The sequence below is a fragment of the Caviibacter abscessus genome (genome assembly GCF_001517835.1).
Taxonomy (GTDB): domain Bacteria; phylum Fusobacteriota; class Fusobacteriia; order Fusobacteriales; family Leptotrichiaceae; genus Caviibacter; species Caviibacter abscessus.
Window position 1 is genome coordinate 15,173 of record NZ_LOQG01000039.1, and the last position, 16,516, is coordinate 31,688.

The window sequence follows — 16,516 nt, forward strand, 5'->3', positions numbered from 1 at the left end:
TTTTTAATTTTAACCCCAGTAATTTGGTTTTTCTGGTATTACAAATAAAAGTAAAATGTAAAATATAATAGGAGCTCCTAAAAATGCAGATAGTAACCACAATATTATTATTATAGTCGGATCAACATCAAGAAATTCTCCAATTCCACCTGCAATTCCAAAAATTATTCTGTTTTTTCTACTACGATATAATTTTTTAACTGGCATATATACACCTCCTAATTATCAATTACCATTTGTAAATAATCTAAAATTTTAAAGTCAATTTTTTCATATAATTTTTTTGCTTCAGTATTTTTCTTCTCTACTTCTAGTCTTAATCTTTTATAGTCGCTATAACTTTCTTTTAAAAATTCAAATACTTTTGTTCCTATACCTTGACCTCTAAATTTCTCTCTTATATATACCTCTTCAATTAATAATACCATACCTGACACTTCTTGTGAATAGGTTTTTGATACTAAACAGTACCCAGAAACCTCATTATTACATTCTAAAATGTAACAAGAAGCATACGTATCAGTTTTCATTAAATAGTTAAAAGTATCTGTAAAATAATGGTTAGGTACTGTATGAAGTACTGCATTTGAATTATAAAATTCATTTGTTAATTGCAAATAAATATCTTTATCTTTTTCTTTTATTTTTCTAATTATTAGATTCATAATTATTTCCTTTTAAAAAAAACTCCCATATAAATGGGAGAATTTATTTATTAAACTAATTCAATTATTGCCATTTCAGCAGAATCTCCACGCCTTACATCAGTTTTGATGATTCTTGTGTATCCACCATTTCTTTCCATATATCTAGGAGCAATTTCTTTGAATATCTTAACAACTGCTGCTTCATTTCTTAAGAATGCAAATGCTTGTCTTCTTAAATGTATTTGTCTTGCAGTATCATCAGTTGCATTGAATTTCTTTCCTAAAGTTATAGCTTTTTCTGCAAATTTTCTAAGTTCTTTAGCTCTTGTTACTGTTGTTTCAATTTTTTCAGCTGTTACTAAAGAAATTGTCATATTTTTTAACATCGCTAATCTATGATCCGTTCTTCTTCCTAATTTTCTATATGATTTATTATGATTCATTTTAAGTACTAACCTCCAATCTTAGTCTCTTGAATTACTTTCTACGTCAAAGCCACACTCTTTTAACTTTTCAATTATCTCATTTAAAGAAACTTTACCAAGATTTTTGATTTTTTCTAATTCAGCTAAAGTCATTTTAGATAAATCAGAAACTGTGTTTATATTGGCTCTTTTTAAACCATTATAAGCTCTTACTGAAAATTGTAATTCTTCAATTTTTAAATCTGAATAAGCGTTACGTATATCTGTAGTTGTAACTAATTCATCGTCACTATCCCCTCTATATTTTGCCATAGAAGTTCCTATATTTGTAAACGGTTTTACGTGTGTAAGAAGTAATTCAACCGCATATGATAATGCATCATAAATTTCAACAGAACCATCTGTTTCAATTTCAAGTATTAATTTATCATAATTTGTTACACGTCCAACCATGGTATCTGTAACTATATAATTTACTTTTTTTATTGGAGTATATATTGCATCAACTGCTAAGAAATCTAATGGCCAACCATCTTTGTTTATTTCATCTGAAACAACAAAGCCTTCTCCAGAATCAACTAAAAACTCCATATTTATTTCTCTATCTGTTGTTACTGTTGCTATTACTTGATCAGGATTAATTATATTTATTCCTAATTCAGGCGTTATGTCAGCAGCAGTTATAACTTTAGGTCCTTTAACAGATAAAGACATCTTTTTTTCACCTGGTTCATCAAGCTCTATTATAATTTCTTTAACATTCAAAATTATGTCAGTAACAGCTTCTTTTACACCTTCAATTGTAGAAAATTCATTTAGAACTCCTTCAATTCTTAAACCTTTTATAGCTGAACCAGGTATTGAAGATAATAATATTCTTCTTAAGGCATTTCCTATTGTATTACCATAACCTCTATAAAGTGGTTCTAAAGTATATTGGGCTGCATATTTACTGCTTTTTTCTTCTGTTAATTTTATATTTTTAGCTATCTTTTCTATATTTAGCAAGATAAATCAACTCCTTAGTTAGATATATTATAACAATTATTATTATCTTGAATAGAATTCTATTATCATTGCTTCATCAATTTCAAAATCAACAACATCTCTTGTTGGATTTTCTAAAACTTTCCCTGCTCTTTTTGCTTCTTCTAATTCAAGCCAAGCTGGTATAGCTTTTGAACCTAAAGAATTTTTTACTACATCTAATTCTTTTGAATTTTCTTTCATTTCAATTACATCACCTTGTTTAACTCTATATGATGCAACGTCTACTCTTTTTCCATTTACAAGTATATGTCCGTGGTTTACTAATTGTCTTGCTTGTCTTCTTGTTGCTCCTAAACCTAATCTATATACTACATTATCTAATCTTCTTTCTAGATATTGAAGTAAAAGTTCCCCTGTTACTCCTTCTTTTCTAGTAGCTTCTTCATATAATTTATAGAATTGTTTTTCCATAACTCCATAAACAAATTTAGCTTTTTGTTTTTCTCTTAATTGTATTCCATATTCTGTCAGTTTCTTATTTGCATTTGGTCTTATATTTCTTTTTGATTTTTTATTTACTCCTAATACAACTGGATCAAGTCCAAGTGTTCTACATTTTTTTAGAACGGGTTGTGTATTTCTTGCCATTAGTCATTTTCCTCCCTTACACTATTATATTCTTTTTTTAGGTGGTCTAGCCCCATTATGAGGAACTGGTGTTATATCAACTATTCTAGTTACCTCTAATTCTGTTGCTTGTATAGATCTTATTGATGCTTCTCTTCCTGATCCAGGACCTTTAATTTTTATTTCAATTTTTTTCATTCCATTTTCAATTGCAGTACGTGCTGCTTGTTCTGCTGCTATTTGAGCTGCAAAAGGTGTTCCTTTTTTAGTTCCTTTAAACCCTGATGTTCCACCTGATTTCCAAGCAATAACCTTTCCTTCAGTATCTGTAATTGTAACAACAGTGTTGTTAAATGTTGAATGTATATATGCTATACCGTTTGGTATATTTTTTAATTTTTTCTTTTTTGAAACTACTGTTTTCTTAGCCACTTACGGTTTCCTCCTATTCCTTATTACTTCTTCTTAGCAACAGCCATTTTTGCTGGACCTTTTCTTGTTCTAGCGTTAGTTTTAGTTTTTTGTCCTCTAACTGGCAGTCCCATTCTATGTCTTAAACCTCTATAACATTTTATATCAGTTAATCTCTTTATATTAAGTCTAATTTCTTTTCTTAATTCACCTTCAATTTTATATTCGTCGATGATTTTTCTGATTTTTCCTAATTCTTCTTCTGTTAAATCTTTTACTTTAGTATCTTTATTTACTCCAGCTTTTTTTAAGATTTCATTTGATGTGCTTCTTCCAACACCAAATACATAAGTTAGTGAAATTTCAACTCTTTTGTTTCTTGGAATGTCTACTCCTGCTATTCTAGCCAATTTTTTCCTCCTTAATTTTGATATTTACCTTCTTCAATATGCCTTACCCTATAACCGATAAGAATAAGCCCTACGGCTAAACATACTTTTACAATTTTATATCAATTGTCTCTGCAATTAATGTCTATAAAATCTATATGTTTTATTTATCCTTGTTTTTGGTTATGTTTAGGGTTTTCGCATATTACTCTTACGATACCAGATCTTTTAATTATCTTACATTTATCGCAAATACTTTTTACAGATGCTCTTACTTTCATAAAAACCCTCCTTATTTTTTATTTCTTTCTATATACTATTCTACCACGTGATAAGTCATATGGTGATATTTCAACTGTTACCTTATCACCTGGTAAAATTTTAATATAATTCATTCTCATTTTTCCAGAGATATGTCCTAAAACTTCGTGTCCATTTTCAAGCTTAACTTGAAACATAGCATTAGGTAAAGCTTCTAATATTACACCTTCAAGCTCTAAAACGTCTTGTTTTGCCACCTTAATCACCTCGTATTCTAATAATATAAAAAGTCGTTGCAAATTGCAACCTTAGTGATTATAGCATAAAAATTTTACAATTACTATAGTTTTTAATCATTTCTTCTAAAAATTTTAATGAGACTAGAACTTACTTTTGTTACTTTATTAAATATTAATAAAAAGAAACTATTATTAATCTATTTTTCTATCAAAAAACTCCATAAACCTTTTTTATTATTTAACATGTTATTTATGGAGTATTTATATTTTCAATCATCATAAAAAAATTCTTTTGCTATATTGTCCAACTGTTGTGCAATTTCACTAAATTCACAATCAAGATTAAGTGTTCTTACACTTATCTTGTTTCCACTCATTTTATATGTACTCTTTGGAATTATTAATTCATCCGTTTTTGCATATAAAATCATTCCTGATACTTGGTGATCAGTATCTAAAAATTCTAATTCTTTATTCTTTACATAAGTAAAAATTTGATATAAATTACCTGAATGAATTGTATGGACATTAAAGTGTGACTGTGTAATTTTAGAATAATATTTAGCATCAATAATCAATACTTTATTTCCTTTACTAAGTGTAATGTCAGTTTGCATAACCGGTAACATATCATCGATTCCATCATCTAATTGCCATGGTATTTGAGAAGCATTTGCTTTAAGTTTTGGATGCTCTTTACGATAATATTCTAAAATAAATCTTTCATAGAGTTTACACATTCTTTGCTCATCTATAAACTCCATCATTTTGGTATTACCTTCATTATTTGTCTGAAGTAATCCTTTAATGACTAAATAACAAATAGAAATTAACATTCTATAAGTCTGATTATTTCTATTATACTGTTGGTTCCAATTTATTGTATAAATATCAATGTCACTCACTTCATCTAAGAAAACAAGTAACTTTTTAAGTTCTTTTTTCCTATTTTTAGAAATATCTGCATGTATTAAAAATTTTATTGTTGCTTTAATAATTTGATTCATTTTAGAATCAACTGAAAAATCATCATACGTACAAATCATTCTTCCTTTATACATAGACATTGTTTTTATAGATTCTGATACATCTATTTTGCCTCGTAAAGATGATAATACTTCCGTTTCAGATATATACTCTCTGCCAATTCCTTTCTTTAATTGTACCGATACACCCTTTGATAAGATAGCCGCATATAACTCTGCAACATTATTAAATCGTTCATTAGCCATATTCTTGTAGCCATTTTCATTCAAAACTTTAAAAGCATATGATAACATGTAATATACATTCCTTACTGGTATCATTTAATCGATCTCCTTAGATTTTCTGACCAATCTTTTACTTTAAATAGTTCATCAAACCAGTATTCTTTTAACATTGGTATAAGTTCATACTCTACAATATTCATAAGTATTTCATCATTTATTTCATTTAAATTGCAAAAATAGCTATGTCCAATACAAAAACCTTCACCTAAGGACTCATCTGAAGAAATAACATAGTTAAGATTTTCAACGCAATTGATTAAAGAGTTAAATTTATTATCATCAAAAGTCATTCTATATTTTCTAAATCCATCTGTATCAAAACCTGGTCTCATTTCATAGAATGCAAATCTTCTACGCAATGCATAGTCAAGCATTGCTAAACTACGGTCTGCGGTATTCATCATACCAATAATATATACATTTCTAGGTACAAAAAATTTTTCATCCGAATATAAAAGTTGCAATGCATTTCCACGTTTATCGCTCTCTATAAGCATAAACAATTCTCCAAAAATTTTACTTAAATTACCTCTATTAATTTCATCAATTATGAAAAAATAATCTTTATCTAAATCATCTGCTGCTCTTTTACAAAAATTATAAAAAGAGCCTTTTTTAATATCAAAATTTCCATTTCCTATGGGTCTAAATCCTTCAATAAAATCTTCATAAGAATAACTTTGATGAAACTGAACCATCATAACTCGTTCTTGATCTTTACACCCCATAATAGAATATGCTAAACGTTTGGCAGCAAATGTTTTACCAACGCCAGGTGCTCCTTGAAGTATTACATTTTTCTTACTTTTAATTAAACCTACAAGTGTATTATATTGATCATTACTCATAAATACATCTTCAAGAAATTTTGCTTTATCATATACAGGATAAACTATATCAGGAGTTTCATCTTCTACTTTTTCTATTTCGTCATTGTCAAATAAAATCCTTAATTTTTCTATATATTCTGTATACACAGTAATATCTGTTAATGTCTTCATAACAACTTGACCAGGATGTAACCATTCTCCTTTATGTGTCCAATTTACTTTACGAATATTTTTATAATCATCTTTACGTTCAGAATCAAACACATAATCAGACTCAACAATTCCTCTTCCTATAAGTTGATACGTCCCTTTTTTTACATATACAATATCACCTATTTTCATTTCGTTTGCAAATTGCCATGTAGCAAGAGCTGTATTTCTATAGCTTTTAGTTGGGTCATAAACTTTTTTTAATTCCATTTTCATTTCATCTTTTGAATTAAATAAAGATAAATCACCAATTTCACTCCAACCAATAGCCATCACTCCAGTATCATAAAATTCTTCCCACATATTTGAATTTTCTCCAGGAGAATATATCCAATAATGAATTGTGTCTACATCATCATCTGCAAGTGCCTCGCCTTTTTCATCCCGCTTAGCCTTATTTTTTTCATTAACTTTATTTGAATAATTCCATGCTGCAAAAGATAATTCTTTAAAATCTTTTAGTTGACTGCTATCACTTTGAAGATAGGTTTTAATTTTTTCAGAAATATCAAAATAATTCTTAGCTTTAATTTTTGATTTTATCTTAGGTAAATTCATAATAACTTCTTCAGGAATTTTTTTAGTTTCATAAATATACCATTCATTTTTTCTATCAAGATTAAGAAATACATTCGGAGAAATCCAATAAAGACCCATTGTAACTTTACTATTATCATTTCCCTTTTTGTTAATAACTATATCAAAGTATTTTGATACAATACTACGATTTTCTTCAGATGGATTTTCTGAATATTTTAGAGCACTTTCAAATAATAACCATAATTCATTAATATCATTTTCTGATACATCATTAAAAGAATAAAAAGTTGCGTTTTGATTATTAAGAACTGGTATACTGGCAAATGAAGTGGGTATATTGACATTAATTTGTAGTTTTTTAACAAATGATGATATTATTTTAACCCTATTAGATTCTTTCATAGAACTCTTATTAAATAGTCCAAAAACTGTAAATGGATCAATATCTATAATATTATTGTCTTTTTCAAGTGTTGGCATATTGATATCTATTTCTTCATAAATATTTTTAATTATATCAATTAACTCATTACGTTTATTTTTATATGCCAATAAACTATTAGCAAACGCCTTATAAAAATCCACCCAATCAAATATATTGTTATTATCCATTTTTTCTCCTAATAAAAAAACATATCTAAAAAATCCACATTAAGCTTTTATTCATGTTTTTATTTATTAAAATATTTCATAATCCATTATAACTTTCATATAATTATCTCTCATCTATAAGTTTATGAAATTTTTATATAAATATTATACCACTTTTGAAGTCTTGTTTCAAAGACTAAAATATTTTAATTATATTCCTTTCATTCTTCTAAACAACAACGAATGCACATCCCACAGCCCTTTAAATAGATTTCTTCTTATCATTAATATCATTTTTATAAATCATTCCTGTTTAATTTACTCGTTTGGCTATATAATTTAAGTTGTTTGTAACGTTATATAAATCTCAAAAGATATCATTAAAGAGAATAGTAGTATATGTATTGATGAGCTACCTAAAATAAAGAATTTTATATCGTCAAATTATAAATATGAAATCTATAATTAGTGTCAGAATATGGAGCATTAATAAATGTTGTTTGTAAACAATATGCCTAAATACATCCTATCATAATAAGTGCAACACTAATAATAGCCCATAGAAATAGACTATGTTAAAATGTAAGTGACCAAACAAACATTTTAAAAGAGAATATTCTATGAGCTATACACATCTTACCACAGAAGAGAGAGATTGTGTCTATCAATTTATTAATTTAGGAATGAGTATCCGAAAAATTGCCACAGCTCTACACAGCTCCCCAAGTACAATTTCTAGAGAGATTAAACGAAATTCATGTACTTCAAAGAATGTTCATGCATCGTTTACTAAGTATTTCCCAATCCTTGCAAATAATAAATATCGATGCCGTAGGCACCTAAGTAAACGAAATAATAATTTGATGAGTGTTCATTAAAATATGTGGAATCAAAACCCTTAGAACATTGGTCTCCCGAACAAATTTCACATCGGTAAACTGATGCAATAAACTTTATCCCCTTTACTTCAACAATCTACCGTTTCATTCAAAGGAAAGTTTAAGAGACCCTCGGAAAAAAAGTGAAGTTCAATGATAATAGTAGAACAATAAAAAAATTGTCCAAAGGAAGTATTTAAACGTGAAGAATTGGGTCATTGGAAATGTGACACCGTAAAGTCTGGAAGAATTAAGCTCGTATTGTTTTATTACTTTAGCGGAAAGAAAATCGATATTTTATTTGGCTATTCTGGTAAAAAATCAAACAGAAAACATAGTGACAAGGTCTATAATAAATGCTTTGAAAAAGTTTCCGAAAGAGTTGGTAAAGACAATAACTTTTGACCTAGGAAAAGAGTTCGCGGGATATATAGCACTTGGATTGCAAAACATATTTTTGTGATCCTTATTGTGCATGGCAGAAGGGTACAAACGAAAACTCGAATGGATTACTGCGAGAATTTTATTCCAAAGGAATGAATTTATCCTATGTAAATGTTGAAGATCTAAAACTAAATTTGGAAAAACTAAATAACAGACCAAGAAAATGTATCCAATACAAAACACCTAATTAAGTACTTTTTCGGTAACTTACATTAGGTGTTGCACTTGAATTGACAATTCATCATCAAAAAATGAAAGTAACAAACTTAAACAAAAGATGATTTATGTTCACCCTATAAAATTTATTTTTTTCTAATCATAAATTTTGCTATTTTCATAGTAAAATTTTAAAAAAAATTCAATTTCAATAAATGCAAAAAGACTATAACAACTAAGCTACGGTCTCATTTTTTTATATTCAATTGCAAGTACGAAACTATTCCTTAACTTCTCAATAACCAGTCTTATTAGAGCCTACTCGTTTATATAACCATACTCTTTCAAAAATCTAATATTATTTTCAATAGCGGTAATCCTTATACCTATAACAAGAAAATTAAGAGTTAGACATTTTTCTGTTTCTTTTATATCTACTGATGGTTAGACAACACTTTTACATCATTATATATTTTATATAGATACTTCAATGACATATCGAGAATTGGCTCAAACATAAATGAATTCAAATGGATATTTTCTGGTGTTATCATTGCTACAATCTCTAAAATATTCATTGCATCATCATTTATATACTTTTTATACGCTTTGATAAGCCATGCACTCTGATTTTTTTTGCTGAATACATCTTTCAATATATCATGTCCATTTGATAAATCAGATATTATTTTATTCTGCATATATGACTCGCCTATCAATCTTATTGCCATAGATAAGATAAGTTTATTCTCAATTTCCAACTTTTCTATATCTGTAATTTTTTCGCTTTCTTGAATTAAAATATTATACACTAATTCATTTTCTCTACCTACTGCAAATGTAGCAGGTTCTTTTTTGCACCAATATTTATTAAAAATATCTTGAATTTGATTTAAAGTAATCTTTTTTGTATTCTCCTTGCAATGCAAAACACTTGTAAGAGTCAAGTAGTCTTCATTATCATCACCTTCCGTATATTCAATTAGGTTACGAACAAACGGTATGGATGCAACCATAATATTATCACTATATTTTTTAACCAGACTATTTTTATAGTACATGAAAATATTTTTTGTATACTGCCCTTTTTCTAATTTTATTTTGTCTGAATCTACAAAAGCTATAAAAGAATTACTGCGTTTTGTGATTCTCGAAGATACTGTTCTATAAAAATCAAAATTATGTGTTAGTAATAAAATTTTAAATAATTTTTCATCATTTGTATCAGTGTATTCCGAAATATCACTAATATACTCTATAATTGCATATTTATTTTTGTAATCAAAAGATTCAGAAATATCATCAAGTATAACCAAACATTCTTTACCTTGTTTTTTTGCAACTAAGATTTGAAAAATCATATTTAATATATAGTATGCCCTACGCTCACCTGTACTTAAAACATCAAGCAAATTATCTTTCGTTACTTCTTTTTTCCCTCGATCATCCGAAAAAATATATTTAAAACTTGGTAATTCCATATTCAAAATAACATCTTCCTGATTCGATGGTTCAATTGAAAAAGGGACAAAAAATCTTTCTTTAAATAAATCTAACGCTTTCTTCCAATCTGTGACTTGTTCCCTTGCTTCATCATACAATTTCTTTAAATCTTTTTGTGCTTTGTTATAATTATCTAGCAATTCATCTAGTAAATGCTCATAATAAAGAAAAGCTTTAACCCACACTTTTTTCTTGAATAAATCTATATCTTTATACTCTACGATTATATCTTGATGGGTTTGTAAGAAGGTATTAAATGCTTGTGTATCTTTGTTTTTACTGATTGCTTTGTTGATTTTTTCGAATAAATCCTTAATTTCCTTTGAATCTAGTACTTGTTCTTTTTCTTTTTTTATAAGATCATCTAATTCCTTTTGCTCTTTTAATGTTATAGATGCACTTCCGTCTTTAGCTTTTAGTATAACCTCATTATTGGCTGCAAAAAAGCCGTTAGTATTCAATGCATTACTTATATTCCCATAATTATTGTGGTCAATAATACCTTGTTGCATATATAGAGATTTGGCAACCAACTCTCTGTACTTATTTTCATACGCTTCTATTAATTCTCCTGTTTTTCCAGTTTTTATCATTGAGTAAACTTTGTCATTAAATAATGAAGCATACTCCAAATCATCTTCATGTAATGAGCAAACCATTGCTGGATTGTGTAGTAACTCTTTTATTTTAATTAAACAATCATATTCTTTCTTTGATGTTAACTCCCAATCATTCAGCATGGTATTTTTAACATCGAAATTATTGCGAGTTGAATACCCAAACTTCTCTTTTATTTTACTGTACAATGATTCTTTTTTAGACTCTATTGAATCATGGATACTTAGATATGCTTTTCTCAAGGACTCGTTAGCCATCAATAATCCCTGACCTTCATATGCATTTTCATCAAATGGGTTTATTACTATAATTTTATCTTTTAAAATTGCTACATTATCTTCATCGAAAATATTACACAAACTCTTTAATCCATATATTTTTTCCTCAACTTGCCTGTCATCTCTTATAGCTTCAAATGTTTTTGCCAATGAAGACTTCATTGTGCCATTTGGTGCATAGATAATAGCAACATTATTATTTGAATAATCAATAGTTTCGTTCATTTTCTTAATTCCATAACAATTTTCCAATTCTAGCTTTAGTTCTTGCATTTTATAAACCTTTCTTTTTTATTTAAACATTTCTAAATTTTAGGTACAATAGAATGGTTATCTATCCCATCTTTAGTGACATCCCATCTGGCAACTTTAATTTTTTTAATTCTTTTTCCGCTTCCATAATCAAGCAAATCTTCTCTATTAAATTATTAAAAACTTTTTTCAGACTACCCAAACAACCAGAGGATAATAGATATGCTTCTGCAGAATTGCAAAATTTACAATATATTAATAATTGCCCTAAGTTTTGATAATTTAAAGCTGTCTTTTTTGCTTCAACAAGATAAATTTCGGCTCTATCTTTCTATTTTACAATTCCTAAAACATCAATTTCAATTTTCAATCCAACAACTGGTTGATAATATTGTATCACATCATATTTGTCTAAAATTGAATCCAAATATACAAAATGACAATCTAGTACAAATACTTCTCACATTTTGTTTTTAAACTTGCCTTTAAGTATGTATTTAACCATTTGCACATACCTAGATATAAATCAAATTCACTTCTTATGTTATTCACCATATCCCAACTCCTTTGCTAATTGAGTACATGAATCAAAATGCTTACCTATTATTTTTTCATGCAAGCTATCATCATTTTCCATAAGATGAATAGACTTATTTATTAACCTGACAGGTTTTTCCCAGTAAAATTGATGCGTTTTATTTTTGTCTAAATAATCAAGCAGTTCTTCAACATATCTTTCTAACGCCCTTTACCTATGAACAATATTAAATCCTATAGGCAAAAATTAATTTTCCCATATCTTTACTTTATGTTCCTTTTTCCAATAATTTGGTTTACCTTCCTTATATTTTTTTAAATTTAAATCTCTAAAATTTGGATGTCCAAAATCTATTATCTGTACTGGTAGTATATCTAATGTTTTCAGCATATTAACTATATCAATAACAAATTGCCAATTACCTGGTATCTCGATATATAATACTCTGTGACAACTATATTATCCAAAAGCAATATTACTATTTCTAATGTATCCTGTTACATAAGTTTTGACATAATTATCCTCCAGCTCTATTATTATATCATTTTTATTATAACATATAAATATAACTTATAACAGATTCTTTTTTCTCATTTTTTTCTTTCTCATTCATATTAACTTTCAGATACTCCAATTCCCCATACTATACTAATAATGAATTATGTTTCTTGGCAATCTCCTATTATTTTACCTGTAAATTCTTAGAATGCTCATTCAATTTCCTGAAAAGATTTTTACCTGATTTTGTCTTCAACTCTCCTAACCTAAAGTGTGGAAATTGCTTAAGAAAAATATCTATTTCCTCATAGGATTTTCTGATAGGCTTCCACATCTTTTCGGTTCATCATCATATAAATTTTATCATTCGGATTTTTACGATACCCCCTCGTAATATTCTCTTTTGCTAATACAGATTTGAATATGCTTAACTATTTCCTTTATCCTCTTTTGTTCCAATGAAAGTTTATAAATTTCTCATTTCAATTCATTTTTTGAAATGATATTTTTTGGATTCCTTTTTCCAATGCTTCCATAAAATTAAAGCCTTTATCCCTTATTTTTAATAAAATTTTTGATGCTACTTGCATGTTGGTATGAACTACCCCAATCCTGATTTTCGTATTTCGTTTTATCAACAAACTCTCCTATTTCATTGTCTTTATTTCGGATTCTTTCTTTAATTTTTTCTTCTGTGTAATTAGTCCATATAGTTTTCGCTCTGGTAAATCTCTACTGATTTTTTTGTTTGAAATGAATATCATATCCATATTGTTCCATTATTTTAAGAAAATGTTCCCAGTTTATTGCTCTCTATCCATATCAAATTGAAGCCTTGATTTATAATTGTTTCCCTTTTTATCTTCATTATTGTCATCCCAATTCACAAATTTTCTTCGCTTAATTTCATTGATTTATCTTTACGTTTCCACATCTATTACTGATAAATTATATTCCTTGCGAAGTCTATCACTTTGATTTCTGATGTCCATGTATGAACCATAATAGGAATGATAAACTTTGCCCTTATCAACAACTATGGAATTATAAATGATGTGATTATGGATATGGTTTTTGTCTATATGAGTAGCTAAAACATATTCATATTCCCGCCTAAAATCTTTTCACAGAGTTCAATTCCAACTTGATGTACTTCTTCAAAACTGACCTCTTCCGGAACAAATAATTGCACATTCGGTCTTTCAAACATGAGAGATTTTGTATTATTTATATATGAACTGGCTATGACAAAAGAAATAGGGTTTAAAATAATTGTGAAAGACAAATTCCCCAATAATGACATTGAAACCGATGAAAATAAGTGGAATGTTAATCTTGTATTTTATGGTAATGACAAAGAACTTCCGTTTAATGCTAATGTATGTAACACCTTAAAGTAACTATCGGATAATCTGTTCGACTTAGAGTCCTACTCTATTACAAAAGAGCAATTTGATTCCAGTAAAAATAAATCTGTAGAATATTACTCTCTATCACTAACACAAAAAGAGTTTGAAGAACTTTCAAGAGATGAGATTATAAAAAAGAAAATTGAATATCTGAAACAAAATAATTTGCTGTAAATTAATTATTAGGAGGACAAATAGATAAAGAACTATATAACCTAATAACATCATGTACTGGAAAAAAATCAAATATACCTGTATAAATAAAACAGATATAGATTTTAAAACTACTGATGAAATTATAAAATTTTTATACAAAAATAGAAGTGATATTCAAAAAAACATACACTCTTTATTATATTTCAATATGAGATATATGGTCAAAATACATTGGTTAAATAATTTCTCAGAAACAACAAAAGAAGTTGGTTATATTATGTCCTTCAAGAAAAAAGATGATATTTTAGTTGAATATTCTATGGACGTTACGGCTGACTATATGGTCTACTCTGTCATGTTTAATTATATGCAATATTTGGAATTATCATAAAAAAATATTTTATCTTACAGCAATTCAAAAGTTCCATACACTCACGATAAAAATGCTTTATGGGAAACTACAAAACCAGTAATCGAAAAAATATTCGGAAAAAATGAAATTGAAATATCAATTATTGATTCAATAATTAAATCTATATTCCCCAAAAATAGCATATCTATGGAGACAAGGTAATGACAAATTCCTAATACTTTCACATTGGATTTGTATGTTGTAAAAATTTGGATTGATGTATTTGACACAATTATATACGATACCTACAATACGTAAAATATTTTGTATTAAAAGCCTATTTATTGAACAAAAAATCACCCAAAGAATTGTTCTTCAGGTGATATATTTCTAAAATTTGCAAGCATATAACTCATAAAACGTCTATTTATAAGGCTTTGGAGTCTATTTGCTCTACTCATACTCAATAGTACTCGCTGGTTTACTACTAATATCATAAACAGCTCTATTTATTCCACTTACTTCATTTACTATTCTATTTGATACTTTTTCTAAAAATTCATAAGGTAAATGTGCCCAAGTTGCAGTCATGAAATCTTCCGTAACAACGGCTCTAATACTTGCTATATATTCATAAGTTCTTTTATCTCCCATTACTCCTACAGATTTCACAGGAAATAATGCAACAAATGCTTGTGATACTTTGTCATAAAGACCATCTGCGATTAATTCATCTATAAAAATATTGTCTGCATCTTGAAGTATTTGAACCTTTTCCTTTGTAACTTCTTCAAGTACTCTAATTCCAAGTCCAGGTCCAGGGAAAGGGTGTCTATTGATACTTTCAATAGGCATACCAAGTTTTATACCAAGTTTTCTAACTTCATCTTTAAACAATTCTCTTAAAGGTTCCAATATTTTAAATTCAAGGTCTTCAGGAAGTCCTCCTACATTATGATGCGATTTTATAGTATGAGATGGTCCTTTAACAGATTGTGATTCAATAACATCAGGATATATAGTTCCTTGTGCTAAGAACTCAATTTTGCCATCTGTTTTTAATTTTCTTTGCTCATCTCTAAATACTTCAACAAATTCACGTCCGATAATTTTTCTTTTTTGTTCAGGCTCCGTAATACCTTTTAACTTATCTAAAAATCTATCTTTAGCATCTACAAAAACTATATTCATATTATAGAATGTTCCATACAATTCTTTAACTTTTTTTGCTTCGTCTTTTCTTAAAAGCCCTGTGTCAACAAAAACACAAGTTAAATTTTCACCTATTGCCTTATTAATTAAAACAGCTGCAACTGATGAATCAACTCCACCTGAAAGTCCTAACATTACTTTTTTATTTCCAACTATTTCTCTAATTTGTTTTATTTTTTCTTCTATAAAATTATCCATTTTCCAGTTTTGAGTACATTTACAAATTTCAAATAAAAAATTTGAAATCATTTTCATACCTTGTTCAGAATGATATACTTCTGGATGAAATTGCAACGCATAAACTCCTTTATCATTTGTAACAGCAGCATTTGAAGATGAAGTTTTTGCTATTTGTCTATATCCACAAGCCATTTTTGTAATATGATCTCCATGACTCATCCATATATTCGAAAATTTATTAACACCTAAAAATAGAGGGCATGTTTCATCAATTACTTCAAGTACAGCTTTACCAAATTCTCTTTTATCTGCTTTTTCAACTGTTCCTCCATTTAAATGAGTAATTAATTGCATACCGTAACATATTCCTAAAATTGGTATACTCATATCAAATATTCTTTTGTCAATAGTAGGAGAATTTTCTTCGTAAACTGATGCAGGTCCACCTGATAAAATTATACCCTTTACATTTTCTTTTATATCTTCAATTTTAATTTTTTCTACAAGCTCACAATATACTTGTAATTCTCTTATTCTTCTTGCTATAAGTTGACTGTACTGTGAACCAAAATCAACAATTAAAATTTTATCTCTATTTTCCACTTTTCCTC

Annotated in this window: 19 protein-coding genes; 3 read left to right on the plus strand and 16 right to left on the minus strand. The window is 27.8% G+C overall.

What is annotated here, in order from left to right:
* Positions 1-9: 9 nt before the first annotated feature.
* The 11 genes from AWT63_RS05735 to AWT63_RS05785 all read right to left on the minus strand — a co-directional run bounded on the left by AWT63_RS05735 (position 10) and on the right by AWT63_RS05785 (position 7,452).
* On the minus strand, positions 10-207 hold the full coding sequence (locus AWT63_RS05735) for a PspC domain-containing protein (RefSeq protein ID WP_068269052.1): 198 nt from the start codon (positions 205-207) through the stop codon (positions 10-12).
* A gap of 11 nt (positions 208-218) precedes the next feature.
* On the minus strand, positions 219-665 hold the full coding sequence (locus AWT63_RS05740) for a GNAT family N-acetyltransferase (RefSeq protein ID WP_197407541.1): 447 nt from the start codon (positions 663-665) through the stop codon (positions 219-221).
* A gap of 50 nt (positions 666-715) precedes the next feature.
* Complete coding sequence (gene rplQ / locus AWT63_RS05745; protein ID WP_068269058.1) at positions 716-1,090, minus strand: 50S ribosomal protein L17; 375 nt, start codon at positions 1,088-1,090, stop codon at positions 716-718.
* A gap of 21 nt (positions 1,091-1,111) precedes the next feature.
* On the minus strand, positions 1,112-2,080 hold the full coding sequence (locus tag AWT63_RS05750; RefSeq protein ID WP_068269063.1) for a DNA-directed RNA polymerase subunit alpha: 969 nt from the start codon (positions 2,078-2,080) through the stop codon (positions 1,112-1,114).
* A 42-nt stretch (positions 2,081-2,122) separates the two neighbouring features.
* On the minus strand, positions 2,123-2,710 hold the full coding sequence (rpsD, locus tag AWT63_RS05755) for a 30S ribosomal protein S4 (protein WP_068269067.1): 588 nt from the start codon (positions 2,708-2,710) through the stop codon (positions 2,123-2,125).
* A gap of 24 nt (positions 2,711-2,734) precedes the next feature.
* Entirely contained in the window at positions 2,735-3,121 is a 387-nt protein-coding gene (gene rpsK, locus AWT63_RS05760) for a 30S ribosomal protein S11 (protein ID WP_068269069.1), read from the minus strand.
* Positions 3,122-3,144: 23 nt separating this feature from the next.
* On the minus strand, positions 3,145-3,510 hold the full coding sequence (gene rpsM, locus AWT63_RS05765) for a 30S ribosomal protein S13 (protein ID WP_068269072.1): 366 nt from the start codon (positions 3,508-3,510) through the stop codon (positions 3,145-3,147).
* 146 nt (positions 3,511-3,656) lie between these two features.
* Positions 3,657-3,770, minus strand: a complete 114-nt coding sequence (rpmJ, locus tag AWT63_RS05770) for a 50S ribosomal protein L36 (RefSeq protein ID WP_068269078.1) — start codon at positions 3,768-3,770, stop codon at positions 3,657-3,659.
* A gap of 18 nt (positions 3,771-3,788) precedes the next feature.
* Positions 3,789-4,007, minus strand: coding sequence for a translation initiation factor IF-1 (gene infA, locus AWT63_RS05775; RefSeq protein WP_068269087.1), 219 nt, complete (start codon positions 4,005-4,007; stop codon positions 3,789-3,791).
* Between the two features lie 251 nt (positions 4,008-4,258).
* Positions 4,259-5,296 carry a 5-methylcytosine-specific restriction endonuclease system specificity protein McrC gene (gene mcrC / locus AWT63_RS05780; protein ID WP_068269090.1) on the minus strand — a complete coding sequence of 346 codons (1,038 nt, stop codon included), beginning with the start codon at positions 5,294-5,296 and terminating at the stop codon, positions 4,259-4,261.
* On the minus strand, positions 5,293-7,452 hold the full coding sequence (locus tag AWT63_RS05785) for an AAA family ATPase (RefSeq protein WP_068269094.1): 2,160 nt from the start codon (positions 7,450-7,452) through the stop codon (positions 5,293-5,295). The genes mcrC and AWT63_RS05785 overlap by 4 nt, the downstream gene beginning before the upstream one ends.
* A 599-nt stretch (positions 7,453-8,051) precedes the next feature.
* On the opposite strand from AWT63_RS05785, the gene AWT63_RS06610 reads away from it, so the two are divergent.
* Positions 8,052-8,309 carry a helix-turn-helix domain-containing protein gene (locus tag AWT63_RS06610; RefSeq protein ID WP_197407866.1) on the plus strand — a complete coding sequence of 86 codons (258 nt, stop codon included), beginning with the start codon at positions 8,052-8,054 and terminating at the stop codon, positions 8,307-8,309.
* A 1,034-nt stretch (positions 8,310-9,343) separates the two neighbouring features.
* Here AWT63_RS06610 and AWT63_RS05790 read toward each other — a convergent pair.
* The 4 genes from AWT63_RS05790 to AWT63_RS06615 form a co-directional block, all read right to left on the minus strand.
* Positions 9,344-11,533 (minus strand): ATP-binding protein, encoded by a 2,190-nt coding sequence (locus AWT63_RS05790; RefSeq protein WP_156414518.1) that lies wholly within the window; start codon positions 11,531-11,533, stop codon positions 9,344-9,346.
* Between the two features lie 811 nt (positions 11,534-12,344).
* Positions 12,345-12,488, minus strand: a complete 144-nt coding sequence (locus AWT63_RS06255; RefSeq protein WP_197407867.1) for a hypothetical protein — start codon at positions 12,486-12,488, stop codon at positions 12,345-12,347.
* A 590-nt stretch (positions 12,489-13,078) separates the two neighbouring features.
* Complete coding sequence (locus tag AWT63_RS06375; RefSeq protein WP_197407868.1) at positions 13,079-13,234, minus strand: hypothetical protein; 156 nt, start codon at positions 13,232-13,234, stop codon at positions 13,079-13,081.
* A 282-nt stretch (positions 13,235-13,516) separates the two neighbouring features.
* Positions 13,517-13,678 (minus strand): relaxase/mobilization nuclease domain-containing protein, encoded by a 162-nt coding sequence (locus AWT63_RS06615; protein ID WP_197407871.1) that lies wholly within the window; start codon positions 13,676-13,678, stop codon positions 13,517-13,519.
* Positions 13,679-13,804: 126 nt separating this feature from the next.
* Here AWT63_RS06615 and AWT63_RS06460 point away from each other — a divergent pair, with 126 nt between their 5' ends.
* On the plus strand, positions 13,805-13,996 hold the full coding sequence (locus AWT63_RS06460; RefSeq protein WP_231723230.1) for a hypothetical protein: 192 nt from the start codon (positions 13,805-13,807) through the stop codon (positions 13,994-13,996).
* 382 nt (positions 13,997-14,378) lie between these two features.
* Positions 14,379-14,552, plus strand: coding sequence for a hypothetical protein (locus AWT63_RS06385; RefSeq protein ID WP_197407869.1), 174 nt, complete (start codon positions 14,379-14,381; stop codon positions 14,550-14,552).
* Positions 14,553-14,966: 414 nt separating this feature from the next.
* On the opposite strand, the gene guaA is transcribed toward AWT63_RS06385, so the two are convergent.
* Positions 14,967-16,508 carry a glutamine-hydrolyzing GMP synthase gene (gene guaA, locus AWT63_RS05820; protein ID WP_068269100.1) on the minus strand — a complete coding sequence of 514 codons (1,542 nt, stop codon included), beginning with the start codon at positions 16,506-16,508 and terminating at the stop codon, positions 14,967-14,969.
* Positions 16,509-16,516: the final 8 nt, after the last annotated feature.